The sequence below is a fragment of the Paracoccus sp. S-4012 genome (assembly GCF_009674885.1).
Lineage (GTDB): Bacteria > Pseudomonadota > Alphaproteobacteria > Rhodobacterales > Rhodobacteraceae > Paracoccus.
In genome coordinates, this window is record NZ_WKKA01000001.1 from 12599 (window position 1) to 39177 (window position 26579).

Annotated in this window: 18 protein-coding genes and 1 pseudogene; 6 read left to right on the plus strand and 13 right to left on the minus strand. The window is 63.6% G+C overall.

All coding sequences use genetic code 11. From position 1 onward, the window contains the following. The first annotated feature begins 67 nt into the window (after positions 1-67). The 3 genes and pseudogenes from GI374_RS00060 (at position 68) to GI374_RS00070 (ending at position 6658) form a co-directional block, all read left to right on the plus strand. The gene (locus GI374_RS00060; protein WP_154334985.1) at positions 68-5233 is read left to right on the plus strand and encodes a RecQ family ATP-dependent DNA helicase; all 5166 of its coding nucleotides are present in this window, start codon (positions 68-70) and stop codon (positions 5231-5233) included. An 88-nt stretch (positions 5234-5321) separates the two neighbouring features. After that, positions 5322-5874: pseudogene (locus GI374_RS00065) on the plus strand (IS110 family transposase); the annotation flags it as partial. A 34-nt stretch (positions 5875-5908) separates the two neighbouring features. Beyond that, positions 5909-6658: an SDR family oxidoreductase gene (locus GI374_RS00070; RefSeq protein WP_154334986.1), complete on the plus strand. Its 750-nt coding sequence runs from the start codon at positions 5909-5911 to the stop codon at positions 6656-6658. A gap of 301 nt (positions 6659-6959) precedes the next feature. On the opposite strand, the gene GI374_RS00075 is transcribed toward GI374_RS00070, so the two are convergent. From GI374_RS00075 to GI374_RS00090, 4 genes are all read right to left on the minus strand, one after another. Next, positions 6960-7592 (minus strand): tyrosine-type recombinase/integrase, encoded by a 633-nt coding sequence (locus tag GI374_RS00075; protein ID WP_154334987.1) that lies wholly within the window; start codon positions 7590-7592, stop codon positions 6960-6962. 312 nt (positions 7593-7904) lie between these two features. Then, positions 7905-9329 (minus strand): UvrD-helicase domain-containing protein, encoded by a 1425-nt coding sequence (locus tag GI374_RS00080; RefSeq protein ID WP_370515064.1) that lies wholly within the window; start codon positions 9327-9329, stop codon positions 7905-7907. Next, positions 9319-11037: an ATP-dependent endonuclease gene (locus GI374_RS00085; protein ID WP_154334988.1), complete on the minus strand. Its 1719-nt coding sequence runs from the start codon at positions 11035-11037 to the stop codon at positions 9319-9321. Before GI374_RS00085 ends, GI374_RS00080 begins: the two co-directional genes overlap by 11 nt. A gap of 277 nt (positions 11038-11314) precedes the next feature. Beyond that, a complete protein-coding gene (locus GI374_RS00090; protein WP_154334989.1) occupies positions 11315-11947 on the minus strand; it encodes a tyrosine-type recombinase/integrase in 633 nt (210 codons plus the stop codon). A 441-nt stretch (positions 11948-12388) separates the two neighbouring features. On the opposite strand from GI374_RS00090, the gene GI374_RS00095 reads away from it, so the two are divergent. Then, complete coding sequence (locus GI374_RS00095) at positions 12389-14020, plus strand: AAA family ATPase (RefSeq protein WP_154334990.1); 1632 nt, start codon at positions 12389-12391, stop codon at positions 14018-14020. Between the two features lie 252 nt (positions 14021-14272). Here GI374_RS00095 and GI374_RS00100 read toward each other — a convergent pair whose 3' ends face one another. From GI374_RS00100 to GI374_RS00115, 4 genes are all read right to left on the minus strand, one after another. Next, on the minus strand, positions 14273-15184 hold the full coding sequence (locus GI374_RS00100) for a helix-turn-helix transcriptional regulator (protein ID WP_154334991.1): 912 nt from the start codon (positions 15182-15184) through the stop codon (positions 14273-14275). A 135-nt stretch (positions 15185-15319) separates the two neighbouring features. Then, the gene (locus GI374_RS00105) at positions 15320-17512 is read right to left on the minus strand and encodes an AAA family ATPase (protein WP_154334992.1); all 2193 of its coding nucleotides are present in this window, start codon (positions 17510-17512) and stop codon (positions 15320-15322) included. A 166-nt stretch (positions 17513-17678) separates the two neighbouring features. Beyond that, entirely contained in the window at positions 17679-18623 is a 945-nt protein-coding gene (locus GI374_RS00110) for a GIY-YIG nuclease family protein (RefSeq protein WP_154334993.1), read from the minus strand. 167 nt (positions 18624-18790) lie between these two features. Next, positions 18791-19318, minus strand: coding sequence for a hypothetical protein (locus GI374_RS00115; RefSeq protein ID WP_154334994.1), 528 nt, complete (start codon positions 19316-19318; stop codon positions 18791-18793). 588 nt (positions 19319-19906) lie between these two features. Here GI374_RS00115 and GI374_RS00120 point away from each other — a divergent pair. Beyond that, the gene (locus GI374_RS00120; protein ID WP_154334995.1) at positions 19907-20857 is read left to right on the plus strand and encodes a hydroxymethylglutaryl-CoA lyase; all 951 of its coding nucleotides are present in this window, start codon (positions 19907-19909) and stop codon (positions 20855-20857) included. Positions 20858-20906: 49 nt separating this feature from the next. Here the strand turns inward: GI374_RS00120 and GI374_RS00125 are convergent, their stop codons facing one another. From GI374_RS00125 to GI374_RS00145, 5 genes are read right to left on the minus strand one after another with little or no spacing between them, the layout of a single operon-like run. Next, positions 20907-21566, minus strand: coding sequence for a TetR/AcrR family transcriptional regulator (locus tag GI374_RS00125; RefSeq protein WP_370515065.1), 660 nt, complete (start codon positions 21564-21566; stop codon positions 20907-20909). Next, a complete protein-coding gene (locus GI374_RS00130; RefSeq protein WP_154334997.1) occupies positions 21557-22324 on the minus strand; it encodes an SDR family NAD(P)-dependent oxidoreductase in 768 nt (255 codons plus the stop codon). Before GI374_RS00130 ends, GI374_RS00125 begins: the two co-directional genes overlap by 10 nt. Beyond that, the gene (locus GI374_RS00135; RefSeq protein WP_229582403.1) at positions 22321-23847 is read right to left on the minus strand and encodes a class I adenylate-forming enzyme family protein; all 1527 of its coding nucleotides are present in this window, start codon (positions 23845-23847) and stop codon (positions 22321-22323) included. The genes GI374_RS00130 and GI374_RS00135 overlap by 4 nt, the downstream gene beginning before the upstream one ends. A 25-nt stretch (positions 23848-23872) precedes the next feature. Then, the gene (locus GI374_RS00140; RefSeq protein ID WP_154334998.1) at positions 23873-24088 is read right to left on the minus strand and encodes an acetyl-CoA carboxylase biotin carboxyl carrier protein subunit; all 216 of its coding nucleotides are present in this window, start codon (positions 24086-24088) and stop codon (positions 23873-23875) included. Positions 24089-24099: 11 nt separating this feature from the next. Next, positions 24100-25641, minus strand: a complete 1542-nt coding sequence (locus GI374_RS00145; RefSeq protein ID WP_154334999.1) for an acyl-CoA carboxylase subunit beta — start codon at positions 25639-25641, stop codon at positions 24100-24102. 128 nt (positions 25642-25769) lie between these two features. Between GI374_RS00145 and GI374_RS00150 the strand changes: the two genes are divergently transcribed. After that, on the plus strand, positions 25770-26570 hold the full coding sequence (locus GI374_RS00150; RefSeq protein ID WP_154335000.1) for an enoyl-CoA hydratase-related protein: 801 nt from the start codon (positions 25770-25772) through the stop codon (positions 26568-26570). Positions 26571-26579 lie beyond the last annotated feature (9 nt).

Below are 26579 nucleotides of genomic sequence, written 5' to 3' on the forward strand. Positions count from 1 at the left end.
GGCGATTAGAGAACCTCATGGGACAGCATCTTGCGCGCTGCGGCCGAACCGTATTTTCTCGTGACAAATGAGTGGACAAGTTAATCGAATCGACGTCGGAAGCCGCCATCGTTCCCTTCTTGATCGGTGTCTCTCGATCGATCTGGAGGTCAACCCCCGGACCGCCGAGACGTTTTCTTTTGCGGCTGTCAGACACGGCGCAGCCGCTGCGCTCCGTTGCCGGGACGGGCACCTTCACGACGGCTTGAACCGGCTCGAAGCGGCGCTCGATGGTGTCGAGCACCCGATCGGGCACAACTTCCTGCGCCATGATTTCGCTCACCTCGTCGCAAACCGGCCACGTCTGTCGCGTATCATGCAGGCGCCGATCGACACGCTATGGCTGAACCCGCTCGCGTTTCCGCGGAACCCATACCACCATCTCGTGAAGCACTACCACGACGCGCGGCTCCATGCGGGGCACGTGAATGATCCCGAGCTCGATGCGAAACTGGTGTTCCAGGTGCTCACCAACCAGCTGGAGGCATTTGAGGAACTCGTCTCTGAGTCGCCGGACGCGGCGGCAGCCTATCACTGGCTGACCACCCGAAGCGACCTCTCGGCCGGGTTCGACGCGGTGTTTCGCCACGTGCGCGGAGCCGGGGCCCCGATGCAGGCCGATGCCTTCGGCGCCATCCGGCGGCTCGTCCAGGAAAAGGTCTGCAGGACGCAGCTCGAGCGCACGCTGGAGCGGCTTTCGGACCCTACGATCGGCTGGCCCATGGCCTACGCGTTGTCGTGGATTCGCGTCGCCGGCGGGGAGTCCGTCATGCCACCTTGGGTTCGGGCGCAGTTCAAAGAGGCATCGCTGATCGTCGGGCATTTGCGGGACACCTCCTGCGACGATCCCTCATGCGGATGGTGCGCGGAGGTGAACGATCCGGTGAAGGCGCTTCAGCGCTGGTTCGGCTTCGACGCCTTCCGGCCACTGCCGGTCGACGAGGTGGGGCGCTCCCTTCAGGAGCGGATCGTCGACGAGGCGATGCACGGGCAGAGCGTGTTGGGCATCCTTCCCACAGGAACCGGCAAGTCCGTTTGTTATCAGATCCCGGCACTGTCGAAGTTCGACAAGACAGGCGCTCTGTCGGTGGTCATTTCACCCCTCGTCGCCCTGATGGCGGACCAGGTCCTGGGAATGGAGCGGGCCGGGATCGCGTCGGCGGTGACGATCAATGGCATGATGTCGATGCCGGAACGCCAAGACGCGCTCGAGAAGGTGCGCATGGGCGATGCCTCGATGCTGATCATCTCTCCGGAGCAGCTTCGCAGCACATCGATCAGGACGACCCTGAAGCAGAGAGAGGTCGGTCTCTGGATACTGGACGAGGCGCACTGCGTCTCTAAGTGGGGTCACGACTTCAGGCCCGACTACCGATATGTCTCGCGCTTCATCAAGGAGTCTTCAGACGACGAGCCGCCGCCGCTCATCTGTCTGACGGCCACGGCGAAGCCCGAGGTAGTGCGTGACATCCGCGAGCACTTCGAGAGCCGCGTCGGGACTAAGTTGATGCTGCTGGATGGAGGCGCGTCCCGGAGCAACCTCGTGTTCGAGGTGCGCCCCACCCGCAAGGAAACGAAGCTGTCGGATGTCTTCGACGTGGTCACGGAGTTGCTCCCGCGAGAAGGTCGTTCCGGCGCTGTGGTTTATTGCGCGTCCAGAAGCACAACCGAGCGCGTGGCCGAGTTCCTGAAGCAGCAGGATCTGTCCGCAGAGCACTTCCACGCCGGGTTGAGTGCAGATGACAAGAAGATCGTTCAGGAGAGATTCCGGACAGGCGAGTTGCGGGTCATCGCGGCTACGAACGCCTTTGGCATGGGGATCGACAAACCCGATATCCGCCTCGTCGTGCATTGCGATATCCCCGGCTCGCTCGAGAATTATCTGCAGGAAGCCGGTCGCGCCGGGCGCGACCGGGCTGACGCGAACTGCGTGCTCCTTTATGCCGTTGACGACGTGGAGCGGCAGTTTCAGCTATCGGCGCGGTCACGTCTGGCCCGGCACGAGATCGGCGCGATCCTCAAGGCGATCCGCCGGATTGACGAACGCACTCGGAAGTCCGGCAAGGTCGTCGCCACATCCGGAGAGATCGTCCGTGAGGAGAGAGATCAGGACTTCCAGCGCGACAGCGCCACTGACGACACGCGGGTGAAGACGGCCGTTTCCTGGCTCGAAGAAGCAACCCTGTTGACGCGTGAGGAGAACCGCGTTCAGGTTTTTCCCTCGTCTCTGACGATCCGCATGATCGAGGAGGCAGAGGCTCGGTTGAAGGCAGCGCAGATCACCGGCTCACGGCGCATGGCCCTCCTGGCCATCGTCCGGCAGCTGATGAATGCTCCCCCCGATCAGGGCATCTCCACTGACGAGCTTTGTAGCGCCAGCGGCCTTGCGCCCGGTCATCTGACCAAGGCGATGGCGGATCTCGAGATCCTGGGAATCGCGCGCAATGACCTGGCCATCACGGTCTTCGTTCATGTCGGCGTCGAGGGCAGCTCCGCCGCTCGGCTCTCAAGGGCGTCCGAGTTGGAGAGGGCCCTTATCGCGGCCATGCGCGAAGCAGCCCCGGACGCCGATCCCGGCGCGGCCGTCCCGCTGCACCTTTCGGAGACCTGCCAGCTCCTGCGCGACCGCGGTCATCTCGAGGCACGCCCGGACGTGGTTGAGAAACTGCTGCGCGGTATGGGCCGGGATGGCCGCGATCAGGAAGGGGGACGCGGCAACATTTTTCTGCGCAAGGCGTCGCGCAACACGCTCGGAGTCACTCTCCAGCGATCCTGGCGGATCGTCGAGCAGACCGCAGAAGTCCGCTGGAAAGCGGCCGCGCGGCTGCTCGACCATCTCGGCGGCAAGGTCGTCAGAGGGACGCGGGGCAAGGACATCCAGGTCGAGACCACCATCGGAGGCCTGTTGAGCGCGTTGGCCCAAGACCTCGAGATCAAGGGGAGTGGTGTCCGCGACATGACCAAGCTGATGGAACGCTCGCTCCTGTGGTTGCACGAACAGGATGTTGCGACGCTCGGCAAGGGGCTGACGGTATTCCGGCCCGCCATGACCGTCCACCTCAACCCTGGAGGCGGACACTTCACGCAGAACCATTTTCTACCGCTCGAGGAACACTACATCGAGCAGACCCTCCAGACCCATGTCATGGCGGCCTATGCCGAGCGTGGGCTGGTTGCCATCGACGAGGCAACGCGCCTGTCTGAGGACTACTTCGTGCTGGAGAAGGATAGCTTCCTGCGGCGATGGATGCCGGGAAAGGGGCAGGAAATCCGGCGACAAACGACGAGCACGTCCTGGAGCGCGATTGTCGACGCACTCGCCAACCCGGTGCAGCAACAGATTGTCAGGGATACGCGCGAGCAGACGAACGTGCTGGTGCTTGCTGGCCCCGGATCGGGCAAAACTCGGGTGCTCGTCCATCGCATCGCATTCCTGCTGCGCATCAGGCGAGAGGATGCGCGCGGCATTCTGGTTCTGACCTACAATCGCCATGCCGCCACCGAGGTTCGGGCGCGCCTGCGCCACCTTGTGGGAGAGGATGCCAACGGGGTCACCGTCTCGACCTGCCATGCATTGGCCATGCGCCTCGTCGGGGCCAGCTTCGCCGGCCAGAAATCCGACGCACATGATTTCGACGGCATCGTCATGGATGCGGTCCGCCAGCTGAACGGGGAGGGCCTGAGCCGGGCTGAAGCCGAGGCGCAGCGGGACGCACTGATCCAAGGCTATCGCTGGATCCTCGTCGATGAATACCAGGACATCGGGCCTGAGGAATATGCGCTGATCTCTGCAGTCGCCGGACGGTCACTCGAAGACCCGGATCTCCGGCTTAGCCTGTTCGCAGTCGGCGATGACGACCAGAACATCTATGCCTTCGCGGGCGCCTCAATCGACTATATCCGCAAGTTCGAGGCCGACTACCGGGCCCGTCCCGAATTTCTGACCGAGAACTATCGCTCCACGCGGAGCATCATCGAGGCGGCGAACAGCGTCATCAAGCCTGCGCGGGACCGTATGAAGGCGGATCAAGACATCACCGTCAACTGCGACAGGACGTTGGAGGCCGCGGGCGGCGACATGGCCCGTCATGATCCGGTCGCACAGGGACGTGTTCAGCTTTTGGACTGCCCGGCCGGTGAGGTTGCACACGCCATGGCAGCCTTAGACGAGTTGGTCCGGCTGTCTCAACTGGACCCGAATTTCCGCTGGAACCGAACAGCGATCATCGCGCGCGAATGGAGGAGGTTGAACCCGGTCCGCGCCTATGCCGAAAGCCTGGGGATCACAGTCGAGCTGGCGAACGAGGACCTTCCCAGCATCTGGCGGTTGCGGGAAATGCAGACGCTCGTCGCCGCCCTGCGAAGCGATCCCGGCCGGCTGCTGTCGATCGCGGATATGGTCGATCTATTGAACACGCAGGTGCCGAACCGATGGGTCGACCTCATCGCCGAAGGTATCGCGGCATTGGCCCGGGAGTTGGGAGCGAGTTTCATGCCAGCTCTCGATGTCGTCGAGTGGCTGGCAGAGTGGTCGCGGGACACCCGGGGTGAACAGCGAGCGTTGCTGTTGCTGACAGCGCATCGCGCCAAGGGACTGGAGTTCGACCACGTCGTAATCCTAGATGGTGGCTGGGAAGCCATTTCTCGAGGGGAAGACGGAGATGCTCCTCGGCGGCTCTTCTACGTGGCCGTCACGCGCGCGAGGAAGTCACTCGCGGTAACCAGCACCGGAGCGCACCGGTTCCTGGCAACGGACGAAAGCGGTGTTATCAGGCGCAAGATCAGCATTGACGAGCCGATTTTCATGGGAGACAGGCGGCACTATGAGTTGCCGACCCTCAGCTCTGTCGATTTGTCGTTCTCCGGTCGCTTGGGGCCCAGCCATCCCGCGCATGTGGCGATCGCCTCTGCCAAGGTGGGAGATGCGCTCCGATTGGTTCGGGACAGCGATCGCTGGGGCCTGCGAGACCGCTTCGGTAGGCCGCTCGGTCGGATGTCCAGTTCTTGGAATTTCCCGGTCGGTATGACTCTGGTCAAGGGAAGCGTGGGAGCCGTCGTTCGTTGGCGAAGAGTGGATGGCGACGAGCGCTACAGGGACTGGATGAAGAGGGACGAGTGGGAGACCGTTCTCCCGGAGTTGGAGTTCGCCAGCGTGGGCGGGCAATTATCGGCCCAGAGCGGACCTCCGATTTAACTAGAACATGGCTTTGATGATGTGACCGCCCCCCGACGGCATCGCTGTGCCAGGGTGGGTCTTTGAGGATCCACAAAGGAGGACGGTCATGTCGGAGATTACCACGTCGGGCTCGATCTGGCGAAGAATGTGTTTCAGGCGCACGGAGCCGACCCCTCGGGACGGGCGGTGCTGCGCAAGAAGCTGCGGCGAGACCAGGTGCTGGCGTTCTTCAGCCAGTTGCCACGCTATGTGATTGCGATGGAAGCCTGCGGCGGTGCCCACTTCTGGAGTCGCGAGATCGGGAAGCTGGGGCACGAGGTTCGGCTGATCCCGCCCGCCTATGTGAAGCCGTTCGGAAGCGACAAAAGAATGATGCCACCGATGCGGAAGCAATCTGTAAAGCTGCGCTGCGCTGGACGATGCGGTTTGTGCCGGTGAAGAGCGAGGAGACCCAGGCGGCGGCAATGGTCTTCCGGGTGCGCGAGCTTCTGATCCGGCAGCGGACGCAGGCGATCAATGCTCTGCGAGGACGACATCTGGCCGAGTTCGGGCAGGTCGTGCCCCAGGGTGCGGCCAACGCTGCGCGGCTGATCGCCATCGTCGAGGATCCCGACAGCGGCCTGCCTGGCAATGCCATCGCCACGCTGAAGGTGCTGGTCACCGCTGGCGGAGGTTTGTTATACGGAGACCGAGATGATCAACATGGAAGGCAAAGTGGTCCTGATCACCGGCGCGAGCCGCGGCATCGGTGCCGCCGCCGTGCGCGTCTTTGCCGAAGCGGGGGCGGTGGTCGGGCTGATGGCGCGGGACGAAGCCGGTGTAACGGCCCTCGCCGCCGAAGTCGGTGGCCTCGCCCTCGCCGGCGACGTCGCCCGGGCAGCCGACATGGACCGGGCGGTGGCGCGGCTGCTCGAGCGCTCGGGACGGCTCGACGTTCTGGTGAACAATGCCGGCGTGATAGGCCCGATTGCGGATCTCTCCGCGGCCGATCCCGCCGAGTGGAGCCAGGCGATCGACATCAACCTCAAGGGCGTCTTTCACGGGATGCGCGCCGCGGTGCCGGTGATGACCGCCCGTGGCGGCGGGACGATCCTGACGGTCGGATCCGGAGCCGCCCACGCCCCGCTGGAGGGCTGGAGTGCCTATTGCGCCAGCAAGGCCGGCGCGCTCATGCTGACTCGCGCGCTCGACCTCGAGGCACGCGCTGCAGGTATCCGCGCGATCAGCCTGTCGCCGGGCACGGTGGCCACCGAGATGCAGGACAGGATCCGGCGCAGCGGGGTCAATCCCGTCAGCCAGCTCGCCTGGTCGACGCATGTTCCGCCCGACTGGCCCGCGCGAGCGCTGCTGTGGCTCTGCGGTCCGGACGGGGACGCCTATCTGGGCGGCGAAGTGTCGCTCCGCGACGAGGCGGTCCGACGGCGCATGGGGCTCGCTGCCTGAAAGAATGCTGCGCGGTGATCCAGTGGTGTTCGCACCGCATCTGCAAGGGCCCACGATCGCGGCGCTCAGCGCACAGTGCCGCGGGCCAATTCTGGCCACCTGTCCATCGTTGCGCGGCTGTCGGCAATCCGGGCGGCCGCATTGGCCTGGATGTCGGTGTCGCCCGCGTTCGTCAGGGCGGGGCACAAAGCTGCCGCGCGCGGTCAGCGTCCGCTTCTGGGAATCTGCCACGCGGCACCGGCGCCAGCCCGGGCGTCTGGTTCGGGCCGACCGGCACGCTGGGAGCCGGTCGGCGGAGCGGCTACAGGTCGATCCCCTCCGAGAGGGACAACGCATCGTCGATGTCGACGCCAAGGTAGCGCACCGTGCTGTCCATCTTCGTATGTCCCAGCAGCAGCTGGACTGCGCGGAGGTTCCCTGTCTTCTTGTAGATCTGCGCTACCTTGGTCCGGCGCATGGAATGCGTGCCGTAGGCGCTCGGCTCCAGGCCAATCGACGAGACCCAGCCCCTTACGATCCTGGCATACTGCCGGGTCGAAAGGTTCCGGCTGCCATGGATGCGGCTCGGCCAAAGGAACTCGAGGCCGATCATCTCGGGGTCGCGGATCCAGCGCTCGAGGGACAGCCTGGTGGACTCGGTGATCTCGAACCGGACCGGCCTGCCCGTTTTGCTCTGGATCATTGACGCGCGTTCCTTCACACGCCCGGCGGCGAAGACATCCCGGACGCGGAGGCCGACCAGGTCGCAACCGCGGAGTTTGCTGTCGACGGCCATATTGAACAGCGCGAGGTCACGGGCATTGCCTGCCATCTCGAGGCGGACCCTGATGGACCAGACGTGCCGCGGCATGAGTGGGCGCTTCTGGCCGATGATGCGGCCCTTGTTCCAGGCTAAGATCGGTTGGCGCGCGGCAGGGAGAAGATCGGTGGACATGGGTATACCTCCTGTCCACCGGGCCCGCCCGTCTTCGGCCACGCCGACCACGACAGGATAGCACGCGGGGAGGCGAGATGTCCTCGCGTCGGGCGGGAAGCGGCCTGACGGCGGTGCGGCAAGGAACTGTGGCATCAGCCCACAGCGGACACTCACTTTGCCCGAGGCCAAGTGAGCGCCGTCCGTGACACGACGAGGGCTTCGCAGCTTCGACATTAGGGGAACCCGGCATGCTCTTCCGCCCCAACGCGCCCTCAGGGCGCTTTTCATACGAATAGTCAGGTCTCCTCACCTGGAATGCTGCCGGCGATATCATCCCACGAGGTGCGTCGGTGAGCAGACCACCAGTTTCCTCGAGCCCCGCGTCATCGCGACGTAGAGGTTCTTCCTGTTCTTTGCTGCATCACGGTCGAAGTCGCTCGCATCCAGGATGACCGCAACATCGCCCTCGAGACCCTTGAGCAGAAGCGGACTTCCCACGGCTTTCGTTGGCAGGAGCCGGCCAAGGACGCGCTGCTGTTCGCGGATGCGCTTTGCGGCCTCCAGAAAGCTGACATCGGGGCGGGACAACCGGAGGGCTTTGATGCAGGCACGCAGGATTTCCGGCCGGAATGTCCGGGCACCCTGCGCGGCCTCAAGCGCATCGAACAGGGCAATGAGGGAGGCGGCATCCCCAACTTCCCGGTATCGGATGGCCGCAAGTTCGTGCGCCTCGGGCGGTGACCGGTGCCGACCCGCGGCGATTGTTGCCGCCCGGACAGCAATGCCCTCCCGATCAACGCCCGTCATTACAGCAAAGGCGAAGTCGAGAGCGGCTTCGAGGTTTCCCGGGGCAACGAGGTCGACCTCGCGTGCGAAGTCCGTGACCTCCGTCAGATCGACGGCTTCGACCGTCACGGCACCAGGTGTCTGCTTTGCCAGCTTCCGCTGCAGATCCTTCTGAGTCCCACCTGTCATGATCAGAACTTCTCCTCCGGCCCGGGGAGATCGAGTGAGGCAGGCAAGTCGCTGGATCTCGTGATCGGTCACACCGTCCAGATGAACCCAGGTGACGTCGGGGGGAGCGGTTCGCAGGTCGATCCGGCCACCCGCCTTCAGCGTGCGACGCGCCTCGAGCAGCCAGGCCCCGAGCTCATGGGCGCCGGCATTTTCCCATCGCCAGGGTCGGGTTAGTTCCGCGACCAATGGAAAATTGCGAACCACGTCGTTGTCCCAATCCGGGTGGTGGCCCCGCCAGTTGAAGATTTCTTGCATCGGATCGCCGAGAACGACGGTCGGCAGAATGGTCGCGAGATGACAGACCACGGCATGCTGACCGGGGTCGCAGTCCTGATACTCGTCGACGATGACCCGGCTGTAGCTTGCGAAAAGCACATCGTCGATATGCCGACCGGCGAGAAAACGCGCGATCGCCGCCTTGATGGCCGGGTAATCCCGTCTTGCATCCTCGAGGTCGAGGTGAGCGGGAGCGATCCCGGATTGCGCAGGGAAGGTCTTCAGGATGCGAAGGGCCCAGCCGTCGATCGTCGACAGCCGGTAACGATCTTGCGGCACCCGATGTCGCGACAACCGATGCCTGAGCGCGGCGACACCCGCGTTGGTGTGGGTCAGGACGAGGGCGGGTTTCGGATCGGAATGGCCTCGGAGAGCGGAGACGATGAGTTCTGTCTTCCCGCAGCCAGCAGGCGCTTCGACCGCACCCATAGCCACTTGAAGCAGATCGACGTCATTTTCCACCGAGACACCATTTTCGAATGGTGTTGATTGATCTGCGAAAGTCCTCGTCCAATGTCTTAGCCCTCGGGGCTATGACATCCCTAGCGACGCGCTCCATGGTCGATATGTTCTTGAACCAACCCTTACCGGATGCTTCTCCGAGCGCGTGACGAGAGGCATGGCTGAGTTCGCTTGCCGCAACTTCGGCTAGGACTGTGGCCAACGTAACTTTGTTTTCGGAGGCCGTTTTCAACTGATCGTTGATCGACCGCTCCTCACGATCTTCCAAGGCGATGTCCAGGAGCGGTCTCACGGCGTCCGGTGGAATTGAGTCGAAGATTTCCACCTCGATCTTCTTGCCATCCCGCCATTTGAAGACGCGCCCCCCGTCCATTTGGAAATTGCCTTCCTTCTCTTCAGGTGGGCGCTTGTCGTCGTCCCGTAAAAGGGCAGATCGGTAGCCGAGGGTGCGGAAGGCCTGCGCTCGGCTGAGCATCTGATCACCACCACCACCGCCATCGACAAGGCATGCCCCGGCCGCGTGCAACGAGCCCTTTCCGTGGCCATCACACCACTGGTCTATACCTCGCACAAACCCGACTTCCGTCGCCCCTTCACAGACCAAGACAGACTTGGCGAGGAACGCCTCCGGGAAGAGCCGTGCCGTTCCCTGCAACTCAGGATGGTCTCTGGCTCGTCTCAGGTCTGGACCATGATTGCCCCGCCGTGCGATTGTCAGAGGCGGCAGCCCGAGCTCCCGAACGACCACAGGACTGTGACTGGTCATGAATACCTGGAGGGAAGGTTCGGGATCCTTCGCGCCGAGCGCGTTCAGGAACTGGATGATCCGGTGCGGCTCGAGCCCGTGCTCGACTTCGTCGACAAGCACGATCGCCGATCCCGCCGCCGCTTCCTTCTGCAGGCCGGCGATCAGGAGGCGCGTCGATCCGATACCCATTCCCTTCAGAGGAATGCCGCCCGCATTGTGGAGGGAGATCGTGCCCGCCGACACGGACACCGAGTGGGCATCCAGTTCGGCGTGAAGATCGTTCCCGTCTCCAATGCCCAACCCGTCTGCGACTTCCTTGACCTTCGCCAGCGCTTCCGAAAGCTGCTCGTCCGCCGTGTCGCCGAATTGTGCCCGGGCGTCACGCGCCGCAGCGAGAAGGATTGCGGATGCGTCGGCCTTCTCTTTGGAGAGCTTGTTCAGGACGGAGCCACGCCTCCAGGAGAGGTTCACGTCCGAAAAGGAGCCGATCCGCGCCGGGGCGATGTCCTGCCGGTCGGACCAAGCGAGGTAACGCTCGCTCCCGAGCGCAGCCGCGCGATCGGAGACGAGCGTCCAGACCGGTTCGAGATCCGCACCCACCGTCAACCTGAGGCACAAAACCGTTTCGAAACTGGCCTGCGGCTCGTCCTCGATCTCCCCGCTCGCGGCATCAAAGCCGCGCAGAAAGAGGCCGTAGGCGTCGAGGGTCTTCAATCGGTCGGACAATGCGCCGAGCGTGATGGTTATCTCGATCGGCGCGTCGACGGCGAGATCGGTGAAGTCGGCGTCGGTGAACTGGATCGTGCGCCTGGCCCCCATGCAGAGATCGATGGCGTCGAGGATGGTCGACTTGCCGCTGTCGCCAGGGCCCACTAGGCAGTTGATGCCCGGCGTCGGGAACCAGGACAGGGTCCTGATGCTCCTGAAATTCAGAACTTCGAGTTTTCGTATCTGGGCCATGCTCGTCCGCGGGTTGTCTCGACTCCTTCTACCGTCCGGATCGAGCCAGTCAATTTTTTCGGTTCTCCACAGGCGATTGCAATCAGCACATGCCTGGACTGATCCACCGGACGTCGTATCAAATGAGGGCACAGATCCCGGGAGGAGACGCTGCCCCCTCAGTTTCGCTGCGGCCTGTCGCAAGGTCCGCTTTTAGGAGGCGGCACTGCAGTGCCGATTTGGGGCTGACCGGCAGTTATGGGCCGACCGGCACGCTGGGAGCCGGCCGGCGGGGCGGCTACAGGTCGATCCCCTCCGAGAGGGACAGCGCATCCTCGATGTCGACGCCAAGGTAGCGGACCGTGCTGTCCATCTTCGTATGTCCCAGCAGCAACTGGACTGCACGGAGGTTCCCTGTCTTCTTGTAGATCTGCGCCACCTTGGTCCGGCGCATGGAGTGCGTGCCGTAGGCACTCGGGTCCAGGCCAATCGACGAGACCCAGCCCCTTACGATCCTGGCATACTGCCGGGTCGAAAGGTGCGGGCTGCCACGGAGTCGGCTCGGCCAAAGGAACTCGAGGCCGATCATCTCGGGGTCGTGGATCCAGCGCTCGAGGGACCGCCTGGTGGACTCGGTGATCTCGAACCGGACCGGCTTGCCCGTCTTGCTCTGGATCATTGACGCGCGTTCCTTCGCACGACCGGCGGCGAAGACATCGCGGACGCGGAGGCCGACCAGGTCGCAACCGCGGAGTTTGCTGTCGACGGCCATATTGAACAGCGCGAGGTCACGGGCGTTGCCTGCCATCTCGAGGCGGACCCTGATGGACCAGACGTGCCGCGGCATGAGTGGGCGCTTCTGGCCGATGATGCGGCCCTTGTTCCAGGCTAAGATTGGTTGGCGCGCGGCAGGGAGTAGATCGTTGGACATGGATATACCTCCTGCCCACCGGGCCCCCCCCCGTCTTCGGCCAAGCCGACCGCGACAGGATACCACGCGGGGAGGCAAGATGTCCTCGCGTTGGGCGGACAGCCGACCTTCGCCGCAGGAGTGAGCCATCCAGGCTGGCAGGTAGGAAGCAGACATTCAGACCACGCCGAACTCGGGCTTGGCGTTGCACCGCCGCAAGGCGGCTTCGAGCTGTATGCGGACCCTGAGACGCGCACGGCGGAAGTGAATTGCCGCACGATCTGCATGTTCGCGGACGACGAGTAAGAGACAATCGCTTGCTGCCGGTTGTCGCTGGATTGGCTGGTCGCTGCACTGGCATCGTCAAACAGTGGTGCGCCGGTATAACAAGGCAACAGCGCCAGTTGTGAAGGCTTCAAGCCCGCGGTAGCATCGCCAGAATATAGCAAATCGCAGAGCACTATGACCTTCAATTTTACTATTCCCACCCCGGGTGAAGCTCTCGCAGTAGAGTTCGACCCGGGCGAGACTGTCATATTCGTCGGCGCGAACGGTGGCGGAAAAACGCGTCTCACAGTTCATATCGAAAATGACCTGCAAGATGCGGCACACCGCGTATCTGCACATCGTGCACTCTTGATGAACCCTGAGGTTCAAAAAATCAGCGAAAGGCAAGCGCTCTCCGGGTTGCGATTTGGATACACCGGCGACGCGTCAAACGATGCTACCGTGCGACATAGGCACGGGCACAGGTGGGGCAATAAAAATGCGACCCATCTGCTGAATGATTTTGATTATCTCATCCAAGCGCTTTTTGCCGATCAGTCCAACACCTCTTTGAAAGCCTATCATCGGCATAAGCCAGGCGCAGATGAAAGCGAAGACAGCTTCGAAATCACCAAGTTCGACAAGCTGCTCGAAATCTGGAACCGCCTTCTCCCTCATCGTCAACTTCACATCTCCGGGGATAACATCACGGTTTCAGCCGGTGGCGTTGGTGGAACCTACCCCGCTTCCGATATGAGTGATGGGGAGAGAGCAATCTTCTACATGATAGGTCAAGCACTGGTTGCAGCGGAAGGAACGGTCTTGATCGTCGATGAACCAGAGCTTCACGTTCATCGTTCGATAATGGCGAAGCTTTGGGACGAAATAGAGGCCACTCGAGGGGATTGTGGATTTATATATATTACTCACGATCTTGATTTTGCGGCAGCACGATCCGCAAAAAAATATGTGATTCGAGATTTTTCACCTCAGCCCCATTGGGTGATTGAAGAGATTCCGGATAACACCGGATTTCCAGAAGAGTTGGTCACACTCATCCTGGGCAGCAGGCGCCCTATCCTCTTTGTTGAAGGCACGCATGATAGCCTTGACTACGCAATATACCGCGCATGCTATCCAGGATGGACAGTTGTTCCAAAGTCTTCTTGCTCCGAAGTAATCCATTCAGTGGTTTCAATGCGGGCCAATTCGAGTTTGACCCGGATAACATGTTCCGGCATCGTGGACGGTGATGACTACAGCGACGAGGATATAGCTTATTTTGAAGGCTTGGGTATCAAGATCATTCCTGTATCGGAGATCGAGAATCTTATCGCACTTCCAGTTGTTTGCTCCGCGATTGCTGAATCTGATGGCTTCACTGGAGCTGACTTGCAAAAAAAGCTCGATGATGTCTCCGACGGAATATTCGGCTTACTCGATAGCGATGAAAATATTGATAAGGTGGTCGCCCGTCATTGCCAAAGGCGTATTGATCGAATGCTGAAGCAGCTCGATTTCTCAGGCTCAACATCGAGCGAAGAGCTGATTCGCGATTACAATGCTCGCACTGCAAATCTGGATATTACTGGAATCGTGGAAACTCGAACACGAGAGATTAAGGCTGCTATAGAGCAGAAAGACTTGGCGGCACTTCTACGCTATTATGACAATAAAAGAGGAATCACCGCAACCTTGGCGTCAGTTTTGAAAGGGACCAGAAGGGAAAACTTTGAATCGTGGGTTATCAGAGTTCTTGCGGCAAATAGCTCAAGCGGCATAGCAAACGCTGTGAAGAGCATCCTTCCAGTTATCGAGCCTCGGTAGCTCGAGTCCGTTCTTTCCGCACAGCTTACTGCCGACGGCACCCGCAGGACGCATGCGCAGCGAAAGTCCGGTTCGACGGGCCGCGCCGCCGCATCCCGGGTATCGCTTCAACGGCAGCTCTGGGCCCGCAAGCTCCCTACCGCGGGCGTCGCCCCGAACGACCGCTTAGGGCCGAAAGCGGCAGGATCAACGATGTGTTGGAGCATTGCCGAGGACGTGGCGGCGCCGGGTGCGCCGTGCCGATACTCCATGTCAGGCAGCGCGTAACCACGAGTTCGAGGCGCTGGCCTCGAGACTCGTGAATCGGCACGCTCCCGCGTGGCCACGCCTGATCCAGGCGGCGACGAGCTGAAATCCCGATTGCGGCCATTCCCGTGGTGTTTCGAACTGCAGCAGCTCGGCGATCCCGAAGCCGGCCTTGTGGATCGTCCGCAGCCGGGCCTTTGTGGTGAGATTGGGAAGGGGCGCCACGAACACGATATTGTCCGCGCAGTTCATCGCCTTCACCATGAAATCGGCCAGCCGTGACCACGGCGGATTGGTGACGATCCAGTCGGCCTGGCCTTGCCAGGCCAGGAAATCGCTCCCATCCGTGATCTCGCACCAGTCTTTGGCGAGGTGACTGGGGAAATGGTCGTAGAACGCGCCATCGCCTCTGGCGGGGTCCAGGATCAGCCCGTGCATATGCGGCGCGAAGTGCTCGCAGATGGCGCGCGCGAGGGCAGGGGGAGTCATGACGCGGTCGCGTTCCGGGGCGTTGGAGGCAGGGATCAGCCGGCGCTTCGAACTGATCGAGGCAATCGGCGCAGCCATGCCGAGAAGCTGGGTGTAAGCCAGGAGCGAAGCCAGTTCGCCGCGCATGCGCTTCTCGATGCCGATGATGACTGGCCGGCTCAGTGATATACGATCGGATACCTGGGCTTGCGTCAGCCCTCTCCGCCGACGCAGCTCCGCCAGCGCAGCGCCGGGATGTATGCTGCCCGGCGGACACCACGCCCAGGTGCAGGCGAGAGGCGGTAGCACCTGGGCGAGACTGGAGATGGTGCCTTTTCCGTTCATGATCTGCCGCAGGGTGGGCCGTGAGAGCCCACTTCTCGCGGCGAGAGATGATTTGTTGAGGCCGAGACGTCGCATGCGATCTTCGATAAGTCGTTCAAGCGGCATGCAGGACTCGTGCAAAGGGATGCTTACAGTTGCGGCAAGCTTCCGTGACATGCCGCGGGGGGGAGATGCAACCTATAGGTGCGTCTTGAGGCGCATACACGGCGCGGAGGGGCGAGCGTGTTTGCCTTGCCGGCCTCAGGCTCCAGTTCTCGGCTCACTCCTCACAGCGGACACCTCGCCATGGTCCACCCGCCGGGTCCATGCGTCTAGCTCCTCGCCTTCAAGCGAGCCGACGGCGGTCAGCGCCTCCGCCATCGCCTCCAGCAGCGCGCGGTTGCGCTGCAGAGTCGCGAGGGCCCGCTCCTCCGCCTGCTCGATACGCAACCGAACACGCGCGCGGCGCTCCGCGTCTTCCAGGTAGCCGTCCAGGTTGCGACCCAGCCATAGCGGGCCCTCGGCGCCGAGCCCCTGGCGCATGTCAATCGATGCGGCAATGCGTGTTGCCTCGGCCAGATCAGAATTCGGCGGACCGCCTGCGCCTGAAGAGATGCCGCCACAGACAAGCCGTTCGGCCGCGCGGCCGGCCATGCAGCGGTCTAGGTCGGCTTCAACCTCGAAGAGAAGTCCGCTCCGGGGACGGGGTTCCGACAATGTCTCCCCTCCGGCGGGGCCAAGCGCCACGCGCAGGACGCGGCTGACGCCCAGCGCGGTCGCGACGATCGCGTGCCCGCATTCGTGAATCGCGGTGCGGTGATAGATCGCGGCATCGGCTTCGTGTCGATTGCCAAGCGCCGCCAAGACGTCGGTGAGTTGAACGGGCCGCCGCTCGGCACGAGCCGCTGCACGCGCCGCACGCAATCCGCCGTCGATCGCCGCGGCGGTGTGTCCCGAGGCTGCACGCGCCAGACGAGCGAGATCCCGGCTGGAGAGCTGACCCGGGTAGCCCTCGCGCAGCATTCGCGAAATTGCGACCTTTCCCGGGAGTGGCACCTCGACGATGGCGTCGATCCGGCCCGGACGCAGAAGGGCTGGATCGATCGTTTCGGGAGCGTTGCATGTGCCGACGACGAGCACGCCCTCCATCCGCTGCAAGCCGTCGAATTCCTCAAGCACCGCGTTGATCACCTGCCGGCGGTAGGACTCGTTGTGCTGATCTTGGCTGGTCCGGCTTCCCACAGAGTCGATCTCGTCGATCACGAGGACGGCTGGCGCCGAGTCCCGAGCTTCAGCGAAACTGGCCCGCATTGCCGCCAGCATCCGGCCCAAATGCCCTGCGGCTTGCCACTGAGCGAGGCTCCCTCGCACCAGCGCAATGCCGGCGCTATTGGCCATTGCGGCGGCGAGAAAGCTCTTGCCGGTTCCCGGCGGGCCAAAGAGCAGCAGCGCCCGCAGGACCTCCGACCACGCGACCTCGCCCGCTTGCCAGGCGAGGAGGTCGGCGACCATACGGCGCGCAATTCTCTCGGCTTCCCCATAGCCTTCGATGTCGTCGAGCGTAGGATGCCTAGGCCGCGCCCGATCGGTCACCTCGTCGGCCGAGACCATGGCTCGAAGGCGCTCGACGACCCTTTCGGCCGAGGGTTCTCGCAGCGCGAGGAGGAGTGCCGGTGTGCTCAGCTTTTCCAGCTCAGCATCGGCCGGAAGGCGTCGAATGAACTCGCCGCGATCGCCGGGCAGATCGTCGCCGTTGTGCGTGATGCCGAGCAGGAACTGCAGGATGTCCCGGTTCACCGGCGGCACGGTGATCGCGGGGGGCAGGGCGGAGCGGAGCTCGACGGCGATGTCTTCCGGATCGGTGACCAGCAGCAGGACCGGGCTCGCGCGGCCCAGCAACGCCGTCAGCTGGCTGTCCGTGCTACCGCGATAGTAACGCTCGGTCGGGCTCCTAAGCGAGAAGACGTTCAGCCCGTCTCCGGGGGCATGGGGCCGCAGGAGATTGTTCGGCGAGCTGACACTCCCCTCCGGCAGCAGGCCATCGACCAGCAGTTCCCGCACGAGCTCGTGTGGGATGTCGCGGTGATCGAGAACCGTGACCGCGTGCGGCTGAATCGTCGCATCCAGCCTTGCGGCGCTGCCGAAGGCTGCACAAAGCCGAAGCAGGACGAGCATCCTGTCGATCGGGATTGCCGGTTGCGGTCGAGCAGGATGGCTTGCGACCAGAACGGCATCGTCCTGCAGTGGGGTGGTGGGGTTACGCTCGTCGCCGGACGTGGCTGCCGGGAGCGTTCGCGCGGGCGCAAGTTGCGGAGGTTGCCGCGGTTGCATCCAGTCAGCCTCGTCGAACCAGTCGGGCGGGCCAGGGTCATCAGTGCTGCGATCGTTGGCCATGCGGGCCTTGACCCGAGCGAGGGCGTCTGCAGCGAGTTCGGTCCAGTTCGGAGTGGTCATGCGGCGGCCTCACCATTTGGAGGGAGGGCCCACCAGCCGAGGTGCCGGTGGGCTGGATGTTCGACAGCGGCTGGATCGAGGGGGACGTGCCTAGCGTCCTCTGTCCGAGGAGACCTCCGGGACGCGACGAACTAAGGCCGCCACGCCCCGGTCTCACGCTGACCGTTCAGCCGCCCTCGTCATCGGAGTCGTCTTCGATGCCGTCGAGCAGCTGCTGAATTTCGGCCTCCAGCCACTCGGCGTAAACCTCCGTCACGACTGTCAGAGCGCCCGCGAAATCCTTCGCGTCGATGACAGCCTCGGGGAAGCGGCGACGGAGGCTAGCGTGAAGCTTCTTCTCGGTGCGGATGGCGTCGTGCCCGCTTGGCATCGCGACGACGCGCAGGACATGGCAAGCGAGATCGCGATCGCCGAGTAGCTGATGCTGCAAGCGGGACCTGGGGTTCTTGGAAAAGCCGAGCTTCAGAACCCTCATCCCGTTGGGCAGGAGCACCCGGAAGAGGTAGATGAAGCTCGGCGCGCTGACCCAGGTGACCCCGCACCCGCCACAGTCAAAGCGCTGAGTCTTGACGTTACCGCGGGCGATGCGCTGCCGGTGGCCACACGAGACATGTCTGTATTCGCGGTAGTTCGTGTCACCCCCCGGATCCGGGCCAACGAGCTCCCAGCCAACGGCTTGGGCCTCGGCTGCCTCGACGGCCTCGTGACACGTCGCGCAGCGCAGTCCCGTCTCGCCCGCGGCGACACGCGTGATCAGCCCAATTTGGCGCCGAGCTTCATGCCCGCAGGGGAGCCGATACCACGCATAAACGGTGCTGTCCGAATCTCGGCGCAGGAAGGCGATGCCGGCGTTCTCGGCTTCCTGCCGCCGCGCCGCTTCGATGCAGTACGAGCAACGCGGCTGATGGTTCATCAGCACGAACAGGCGGGTGCGCGAGAGCTCGCCGCACAGACGGCAAGTGAGCGCGAGAGCGTAGCGGTCGGCAACGCGCGCGGTGATGTCGAAGCCACGCCGGTCAGCCGCGTCGCGCCAGCGAGCGTGGATCGGCATGTCGATGATCGGCAGGGCCTCGCCGGCAATGATGATGCTGTTGTCATGAGCGTGGGGCATGCGCGTGCCTCCCTGGAATGGGTGAAAGCATGAGGGCAGGGGGCTGCCGTCCTGGCAGCGACGACCTGACCCTCAGTTCGGATTTTCGGGTGCGAGCAGCTTCGGGCTGGCCGCGGCCGACCCAGCCCCCGAAGGTGTGCCGGGCCGCTCGCGCCAGCCGTCGGGGCTCAGCTCAGCGCCGGCAGCAGTTCGCCGTCGCGGGGGAGGTCACCCGGATCATCCTCGGGAGAGGAGCCGCGGTAGAGATCCAGCCCCGCGAGTTCGTCGACCAGCGCAAGGCCAGCGACCAGCATGTTGTCGACCCGGCGTGCCGTCGTGCTGCTGCCAGCACACCGGAACAGGGCGGCGTTCGAAGAGGTCAGCCGGTGCAGGCGATCGAAGTCGCGGCGATCGTCGGCGCCCATCAAGCCGTCGAGGACGAGGGCGAGCCACCGCATCGGGACATCTTCGGGCCGCTCCACCCCGGCATCGTGGACGCTGCGCAGAGCATCGACGACCTTGTCCTGTGCAGACTCGGCGTCATGCCGCCAGCGCGAAAAGGCGGGATCCCAGTAATCCACATCGATCAGGTCGCTCTCGGCGCTGACGAAGTTTGCAAGGGCGGTCAGCAAAGCGGAGAAGCAAGACGCGAGCGGGGTCGTGAAGCCGGCCACTTCAGCGGCGTGCAGAGGCATGTTAGGCATGTTGTTAGCCATGGGGATCTCCTACGGATCACTGTGGTCAGAGCCGGCGCGAGGGGTGCAAGCCTTGCGTCGGCTTGCCCATACTGTTACCGTGTAGGCATGAAGTCAACCCCTCAGGATGAGGAATTTCGTGCCGATGCAAAAAAGATGGGCCGACCAGTAGCCGACACTGAGCCCGTGACGATCCGGATGTCTCGAGAGATGATCCGCGAGATCGACGCATATCGCCGCACGCTCGAAGATCTCCCCACGCGCCCCGAGGTCATCCGCCGGGTCATGGCCGACTTCCTCGAGGCTGCGCGGCGCAGAGAGGGTTGAGGCGCGGTGTTCCTAGACCTGAACGGCCCGCGCGGTTCTACGCCCATGGCAGAGGGCAGGCGAGGGCGGTGCATGTCACGTCGGGAACGCGGATTGAGATGCGCAAGCTCTGCTCGTTAGCTGGAGTCAGGGCGGGAGCGTGCCTGCCAGCCCGTGAAGCCCTGCGACCCGCTGCTGACCATCGATGCAGGAAGATGCAGACCGATCCTCCGCCAATCTTGTTTAGGGAGGCTGGGCATGGCATAACAAACGAACGTTAGTTACGCTAGGTGAGGACCGAAGATGTCAGACTATCCCAGCTTCGTCTATCTCCACGAAGAAGGCCCGCGCGAGGGTATCCAGATCGAGCCGCGCCAGCTGACGGTCGCCCAGAAGACCGGCTTCATCGAATCGCTCGCCGAGACCGGGCTGCGACAGATCGACTGCGTGTCCTTCGTGAACCCCAAGCGCGTCCCCAGCATGGCCGACGCCGACGAGGTGGCCCGCACGCTGAAGCGCAAGCCGGGGGTGCGCTACACGGGGCTGTGGTTGAACCACCAAGGCCTGCTGCGTGCGCTGTCATTGCCGCTCGACGTCGTGGGATCGTTGCGCGTGACGGCGTCGGAGCTGTTCTCGATCCGGAACACGAATCGGACCATCGCCCAGACCTTGGACGAGCAGCAGCTCTGGCTCGAGACCTATCGCGAGCACGGGATCGAGCTGGAATGGGGCTATGTGATGACGGCCTTCGGCTGCAGCTACCAGGGCCATGTCCCGCTGGAGCAGGTGCTCACCATGGTGCAGCACGTCGTCGATCTCGCGGCGGAGTTCGAGCAGCCGCTGAAAGGCGTCTACCTGTGCGACACCGTCGGCTTCGCCACTCCCCGCGACATTGAGGAGCGGGTGGGGGCAGTCCGGGAGCGCTACCCGCATCTGCGCATCGGGCTGCATCTGCACGACACGCGTGGCACCGGAATGCCTAACGTTTATGCCGCCCTGCGCATGGGCGTGGATGAGTTCGACAGTTCCGTTGCGGGCCTTGGCGGTTGTCCCTTCGCCAGCCACAAGGGCGCCGCCGGCAATGTCTGCACCGAGGACATCGTCTTCATGTGCCACGAGATGGGGATCGAGACCGGGATCGACCTCGAGGCGCTGATCGACTGCGCCCGTTCGGCCGAGGATCTGTTCGGTCATCCGCTTCCCGGCAAGGTCATGCACGCCGGCAGCCTCGCGCGGTTCCGCAACGCTGCCTAAAGCGAAGCCGCGCGGCTGAGAGCCACGCGGCTTTCCGCAAATCACCGGTTCAGATGTTCGAAAAATTCTCCGGCGGCTCGGCCTGCAGCATGGCGAACGCGAGATACGTGTATTCCTGCGTCAGCTCGGCAATTGTGTTCGGCCCGCGCTTGTCATACCAGTTGGCGACCTGCGTCAGCATGGCGAGCATTGCCAAGCGTGTAATCTTGGGGTTGCGGCAGTGGAAGACTCCGGCGGCGATCCCCTCGTCGAGGATAGCCGCCAGCTGGCGCTCGTAGGCACGCCGCAAGGCTATGATCGCTTTGAGGTTATCGGGGTCGAGACTGCGCAACTCCATGTTGCCGACGAAGACCTCGTCCTTGCGACGGGTGTGGAAGTCGATATGGACGCGGACGAAGACGCACAACTTCTCCCGCGGATCGGTCAGATCGTCCATGGCGGTCGCCATTTCGACGTTCAGATCCTCGATGACCGCCGACATCAGCGTGAAGAGGAATTCCTGCTTGTTGCTGATGTAATTGTAGAGCGAACCAGCCTGAATGCCGACTTCCTTGGCCAGCATCCGCAGGCTCATGGCTTCGAAGCCGTGCTCCGAGATCAACTTGATGCCCCGCGAACGCAGCAGCCGTTCGGTACCTTCGCCCTTAGAACCAAGTGTTCTCAAATCCGACGTCCCGTTCCTTCTGATGCGCCCTTTACTTATATGCAAAGGTATCCGCCGTCCACCGGAAGCATCACACCGGTAACGTAACTCGCCAGTGGTGACGCCAGAAAGATGGCGGCTCCGGCAAGTTCTTCCGGCTCGCCCGGGCGCTTCATCGGGATATGACGGAGCAAGCCGCGCCTGAGTCTCTCGTCCGACAGGGACGCCTCGGTCATGGGGGTGCGCATGACGCCGGGCGCGATGCCGTTCACGCGGATCCCGAAGTCGGCGAGTTCAGCCGCCAGCGCCCGCGTCAACTGCAGCACCGCGCCCTTCGATGCGGTATAGGCGGCGGAGTTGGGTGCCGAGACGAACGACTGGATTGATCCTACATTGATCACCGAACCGTGCGTCGTTTTCAACTGCGGTAGAAAGGCGTGGATCACGTTGTAGGTGCCGTTGACGTTCACACCCATGATCCGGTCCCAGTTGTCGGCCGAATCCGGCGCATCGAAGCCGCCCCGCAGCAAGATCCCCGCGTTGTTCACGACGCAGCTCACCGGCCCCGCCTCGGCCAGAACACGGTCGGCTGCCGAGCGGACGGCCTCGCGATCGGCAATATCCATGTGCAGGGCAAAAGCGCCGTTGCCGCAGGACGACGCCACGGCTTCGGCCGCCTGGAGGTTTACATCGGCAACGATCACCCGGGCACCCGCGCGCGCCATTCCAAGCGCCATGGCGCGACCGTTACCTTGCCCCGCCCCGGTCACTAGAACCAGGCGGCCGGAGAGCAGCTCCGGCACCGCCTCGAGCAGGTCCGTCATTGGACAGCCTCCTGCTCCTCGAACCGCTTGCGCAGCTCCTTCTTGGCAATCTTGCCGCTGTAGTTGATCGGCATCTCGGCATAGTCGATGAAGAAGATCCGCTTCGGGACCTTGTAGCCGGCGAGCTCCCGGCGCGCATGGGCGGTGATGGAGTCCGCATCGCCGGTCACACCCTCGCGGCAGACGATGACGGCGATCACTTCCTCGCCCCATTTCTCGCTCGGCAGACCGAGGATGGCGACCTCGCGCACGTCGGGGTGGCGCAGGATGACCTGTTCGACCTCTTGCGAATAGACGTTCAGGCCGCCGGTCTTGACCATGTCCTTCTTGCGGTCGTGGAACTGCAGGAAGCCGTTCTCATCCAGCGAGCCCATGTCGCCGGTGCGCAGCCAGCCATCGTGGAACGTTGCGCGGGTCGCTTCGGGGTTGTTGAAGTAGCCCTGCATCACGCTCGGGCCGCGCACGGCGATCTCGCCCACCTCGTTAGGGTCGGCATCCGTCAGGTCGTCGCGCAGGATCTTGATGTCGAAGTTGAGGAAGGCCCGGCCGATGGAACCCGGCGGCGCGGCCTCATAATCCTTTTCCTTCAGCACCGAGACGATGACCCCGGCCTCGGAAAGGCCATACTGGAAGAAGATTTCCACACCCGGGATCAGCGCGTGCATCCGGTCGCGGTCGCTGCGCGACAGGGTCGCCCCGCCGACATACCAGCGCTGGAACGAACTCAGGTCGGCCGTTCTGGCTGCGGGATGGTTGAAGATATCGCGCGCCATCGATGGCGGCGTGAAGGCGTTCGTCACCTTGTGCGTCTCGATCGCGCGAATCGCCGCGGCGGTATCGTATTTAGGCATGATCGTGGCCGTCGCGCCGAGATACAGATGCGGCAGCAACCAGCAGTTGAGCGCGGCCGCGTGATGCAGCGGCGTCAGCAGCAGCGTGTTGTCGTCCTCATGCATCCGGGTGTCGATGGTCTCGTGCAGCGTGTTCCAGAACACGTTCTCATGCGAGAGCATGACGCCCTTGGACCGGCCGGTGGTTCCCCCGGTGTAGAGGATGGCCTGGATCGTTTCCCGGCTGACCTCGACCCTGGGTGCGTCTTCGCCCGCGCCGCCCAGGAACGCCGCATAGGCGGCGGCATCGTCGATCAGCACCCTGCGCTCGGGGGTGCTGGCGCCCAGCGTCAATTCCTCCATCCCGCTTGAGGTGAATACCAGCCGTGCGCCGCTGTCGTCGAGCATCATGGCGATCTCGGGCGGCGTCAGGCGGTAGTTCAGCGGAACGGCCGTCATTCCCGCCTTGGCGATGCCGACATAGAGCACCACCCAGTCGATGGTCGACGGCAGGACAAGCGCGATCCGGTCACCCGCGGCCGCGCCCCAGGTCAGCAGGGCATTGGCGACGCGGTTCGAAGCGCGGTCGAGCTCACCATAGGTCAGTTTCCGGTCGCCCTCGATCAGGGCGGTCTTCCGGCCGTGACGGCCGGCATTGTGCGCGACGTGCGCGCCCACATCCATCTGCATCATCGTGCGATCCTCCCCCGGCGGCTCCTCAGGAATAGCTGAAAAGGGGTGCGCCTTCGTCCACGGTATCGCCTTCCGCCGCGACGATCTCGACTACGGTGCCGGAATCGTCCGCCTCGATGTTGATCTCCATCTTCATGGATTCGAGGATCGCGACCGTATCGCCGATGTCGAATTCGTCGCCGGGCTTGACAAGCATCTTCCAGACGGTTCCGGCCATGCTCGATTTGATCGTCTTTGCCATTTCGGACTTCCTCAGACGGGGTGGACGGCGGATCGCCGCGGAATCACGGCAGCCTTGCGGCGCCGGTAGACGCGGAAACGGTTGATCAGGTCGTTTCGCAGCTCGGTGGGCTGGACCACATCCTCGACCGCGAAAGTGTCGGCCGCGGCCTTGTAGACGTCGATATCCTGGGCGTATTCGTCCCGCTTGCTGCGGACGAATTCGTCCCTCTCGTTCTCGGGCAGTTCCATGATCCGGTTGTAATGGATCGCGTTGACCGCAGCCTCTGGCCCGACCAGCGCCGGCAGGGCGGTCGGTAGGGCGAGCATTGCGTCGGGATGGGTCGGCGCACCGGACATCGCCAGATAACCGCCGCCATAGGCCTTGCGGACGAGGACACAGATCCGCGGCACCGTGGACTCGCAGACCGCCGCCAGAAGCTTGGCGCCGTGCCGGATGATCCCGGACTTCTCGACCGCGCTGCCGATCATGTAGCCGCTGACGTCCTGCAGGAACAGCAGCGGGATGTTATAGGCATTGCACATCCAGATGAAGCGCGCCGCCTTGTCGGAACTGTCCGAGAAGATGACGCCGCCTTTGTGCTTGGAGTTGTTCGCGACGAGGCCGACGGCCTGCCCTCCAAGACGCGCGAGCCCGACGGTCATCTCCTTGGCGTAGAGCGCCTTCACCTCATAGAAGCTGCCGACATCGACGAGCGCGTCGATCAGGTCGTGCACGTCGTAGGGCTGGTTTTGCTGCACCGGGACCAGATCCGCGATGCGGGCCGCGGCCGCCGCCTCCGCGGGCGCGGCGGGGCAATCCGGCGGCGTCTCCTCCCAGTTCATCGGCATGTAGGAGAGATAGTCGCGGGTGTTTCTGATCGCTTCGGCATCGTCCTTGGCCAGCACGTCGCCAAGGCCGCTGAGCATGCAGTGCAGCTTGGCGCCGCCCATCTGCTCCTCGGTAACGTCCTCGAAGATGGTCATCTTGGCCATCCGCGGCGAGCCGAGATAGGCCGAGGACTGCTTGTCCACCATGATCACGAGATCGCACAGTCCTGGGACATAGGCAGCCCCCGCGGGCGAGGGTCCGAAGAGGACGCAGATCTGGGGCACGCGCCCCGAGATCCGCACCTGGTTGTACCAGATGTTGCCCCAGCCGTTGCGGCCCAGGAACAGACTCCGCTGCTCGTCGATCCTGGCGCCGGCCGAGTCGACGAGGTAGATCAGGGGAATGCCCGCCTCGAGCGCCAGGTCCTGCATCCGGTTGAACTTGAGCAGCGCCTGAGGCCCCCAGGTGCCGGCCTTCACCGTCATGTCGTTGGCGATCACCGCCACATCCCGGCCGCCGACCTTGCCCACGACCGTGACGATCCCGTCCGCGGGAAGCCCCTGCTCGGTCCCCGCCAGCAGCCCGTCCTCGAACTCGAACCCGTCGTCGAGCAGGAGCCGCAGCCGGTCGCGGACCAGCAGCTTGTTTGCCGCGATGTGCTTCTCCCGCGCCTTGCCTTGCCCGCCTGCAAGCGCCGTGTCCCGGCGCTCGGCCAGGGTTGCGTTGAGTTCTTCGTTTGTCATGCGGCAGCCAATCACTGGTTGAATCGTCCGGTTGGCGCAGTATAAACAAACAGACATTCGTTTGTAAAACGCCAAATGCGGCGGCTGCCCGAGAGTGGCAGGCATCCGCGGGCTGGGAGCAGGAAGCCATGGAATACACCACGGTACGCGTGGAGACCGAGGATCGCGGGGTCGGCAGGCTGACGCTTGCCCGCCCCGAAGTGCGTAACGCCATGAACGGCACCATGTACGACGAGGCCCGCGAGGTGCTGCGCCGTTTCGCCGAGGACGACGCGGTGCGCGTGATCGTCCTGAGCGGCGAGGGCGAGACCTTCTGCGCCGGCGGCGACTTCAAGTACCAGCAGAGCCAGAACGGCCGCCCGCGCGAGGAGCGGATCCGCGAGGCGCAGAAGCTGGCCCTCTGGCTGCGCGAACTCGACCTGATCGGCAAGATCGTGATCGGGCGAATCAACGGGGCCGCGTATGCTGGCGGGATCGGACTGGTCTCGACCTGCGACATCGCCATCGGCCTGAAGGATGAGACCTTCGCCGTCACCGAGGCGCGGATCGGCATGGTCCCGGGCATGATCTCGCCTTACGTCGTCAAGCGGATCGGCGAGGCGAATGCGCGCCGGCTGTTCCTGAACGCCCGCCCCTTCAGCGGCGAGGAGGCGGTCACGTACGGGCTTCTCTCCGCTGCGGTCGCGCCAGACGAGCTGGATGCGGCAGTGGAGCGTGAGGTCGATCTGGCGCTACGGTGTTCGCCAAAGGCGGTCCGGGTCATCAAGGACCTGATCCGGTTTGTCGACCGGCACGGCCATGACGACAACCTCGGATACACGGTAGACCGGGTCGCCGACATGTGGGACTGGGACGAAGCGACCGAAGGCATGGCGAGCTTCTTCGAGAAGCGGCTGCCGCACTGGGACTGGCGGGCGACCAAGGCCTGAGAGGAGACA

Bases quoted from the DNA above. Each gene is read 5' to 3' on its own strand.
- GI374_RS00060 (WP_154334985.1), top strand. From the start codon at position 68: ATGAGTGGACAAGTTAATCGAATCGACGTCGGAAGCCGCCATCGTTCC.
- GI374_RS00070 (WP_154334986.1), top strand. From the start codon at position 5,909: ATGATCAACATGGAAGGCAAAGTGGTCCTGATCACCGGCGCGAGCCGC.
- GI374_RS00075 (WP_154334987.1), bottom strand. From the start codon at position 7,592: ATGTCCACCGATCTTCTCCCTGCCGCGCGCCAACCGATCTTAGCCTGG.
- GI374_RS00085 (WP_154334988.1), bottom strand. From the start codon at position 11,037: ATGGCCCAGATACGAAAACTCGAAGTTCTGAATTTCAGGAGCATCAGG.
- GI374_RS00090 (WP_154334989.1), bottom strand. From the start codon at position 11,947: ATGTCCAACGATCTACTCCCTGCCGCGCGCCAACCAATCTTAGCCTGG.
- GI374_RS00095 (WP_154334990.1), top strand. From the start codon at position 12,389: ATGACCTTCAATTTTACTATTCCCACCCCGGGTGAAGCTCTCGCAGTA.
- GI374_RS00100 (WP_154334991.1), bottom strand. From the start codon at position 15,184: ATGCCGCTTGAACGACTTATCGAAGATCGCATGCGACGTCTCGGCCTC.
- GI374_RS00105 (WP_154334992.1), bottom strand. From the start codon at position 17,512: ATGACCACTCCGAACTGGACCGAACTCGCTGCAGACGCCCTCGCTCGG.
- GI374_RS00110 (WP_154334993.1), bottom strand. From the start codon at position 18,623: ATGCCCCACGCTCATGACAACAGCATCATCATTGCCGGCGAGGCCCTG.
- GI374_RS00115 (WP_154334994.1), bottom strand. From the start codon at position 19,318: ATGGCTAACAACATGCCTAACATGCCTCTGCACGCCGCTGAAGTGGCC.
- GI374_RS00120 (WP_154334995.1), top strand. From the start codon at position 19,907: ATGTCAGACTATCCCAGCTTCGTCTATCTCCACGAAGAAGGCCCGCGC.
- GI374_RS00130 (WP_154334997.1), bottom strand. From the start codon at position 22,324: ATGACGGACCTGCTCGAGGCGGTGCCGGAGCTGCTCTCCGGCCGCCTG.
- GI374_RS00135 (WP_229582403.1), bottom strand. From the start codon at position 23,847: ATGATGCAGATGGATGTGGGCGCGCACGTCGCGCACAATGCCGGCCGT.
- GI374_RS00140 (WP_154334998.1), bottom strand. From the start codon at position 24,088: ATGGCAAAGACGATCAAATCGAGCATGGCCGGAACCGTCTGGAAGATG.
- GI374_RS00145 (WP_154334999.1), bottom strand. From the start codon at position 25,641: ATGACAAACGAAGAACTCAACGCAACCCTGGCCGAGCGCCGGGACACG.
- GI374_RS00150 (WP_154335000.1), top strand. From the start codon at position 25,770: ATGGAATACACCACGGTACGCGTGGAGACCGAGGATCGCGGGGTCGGC.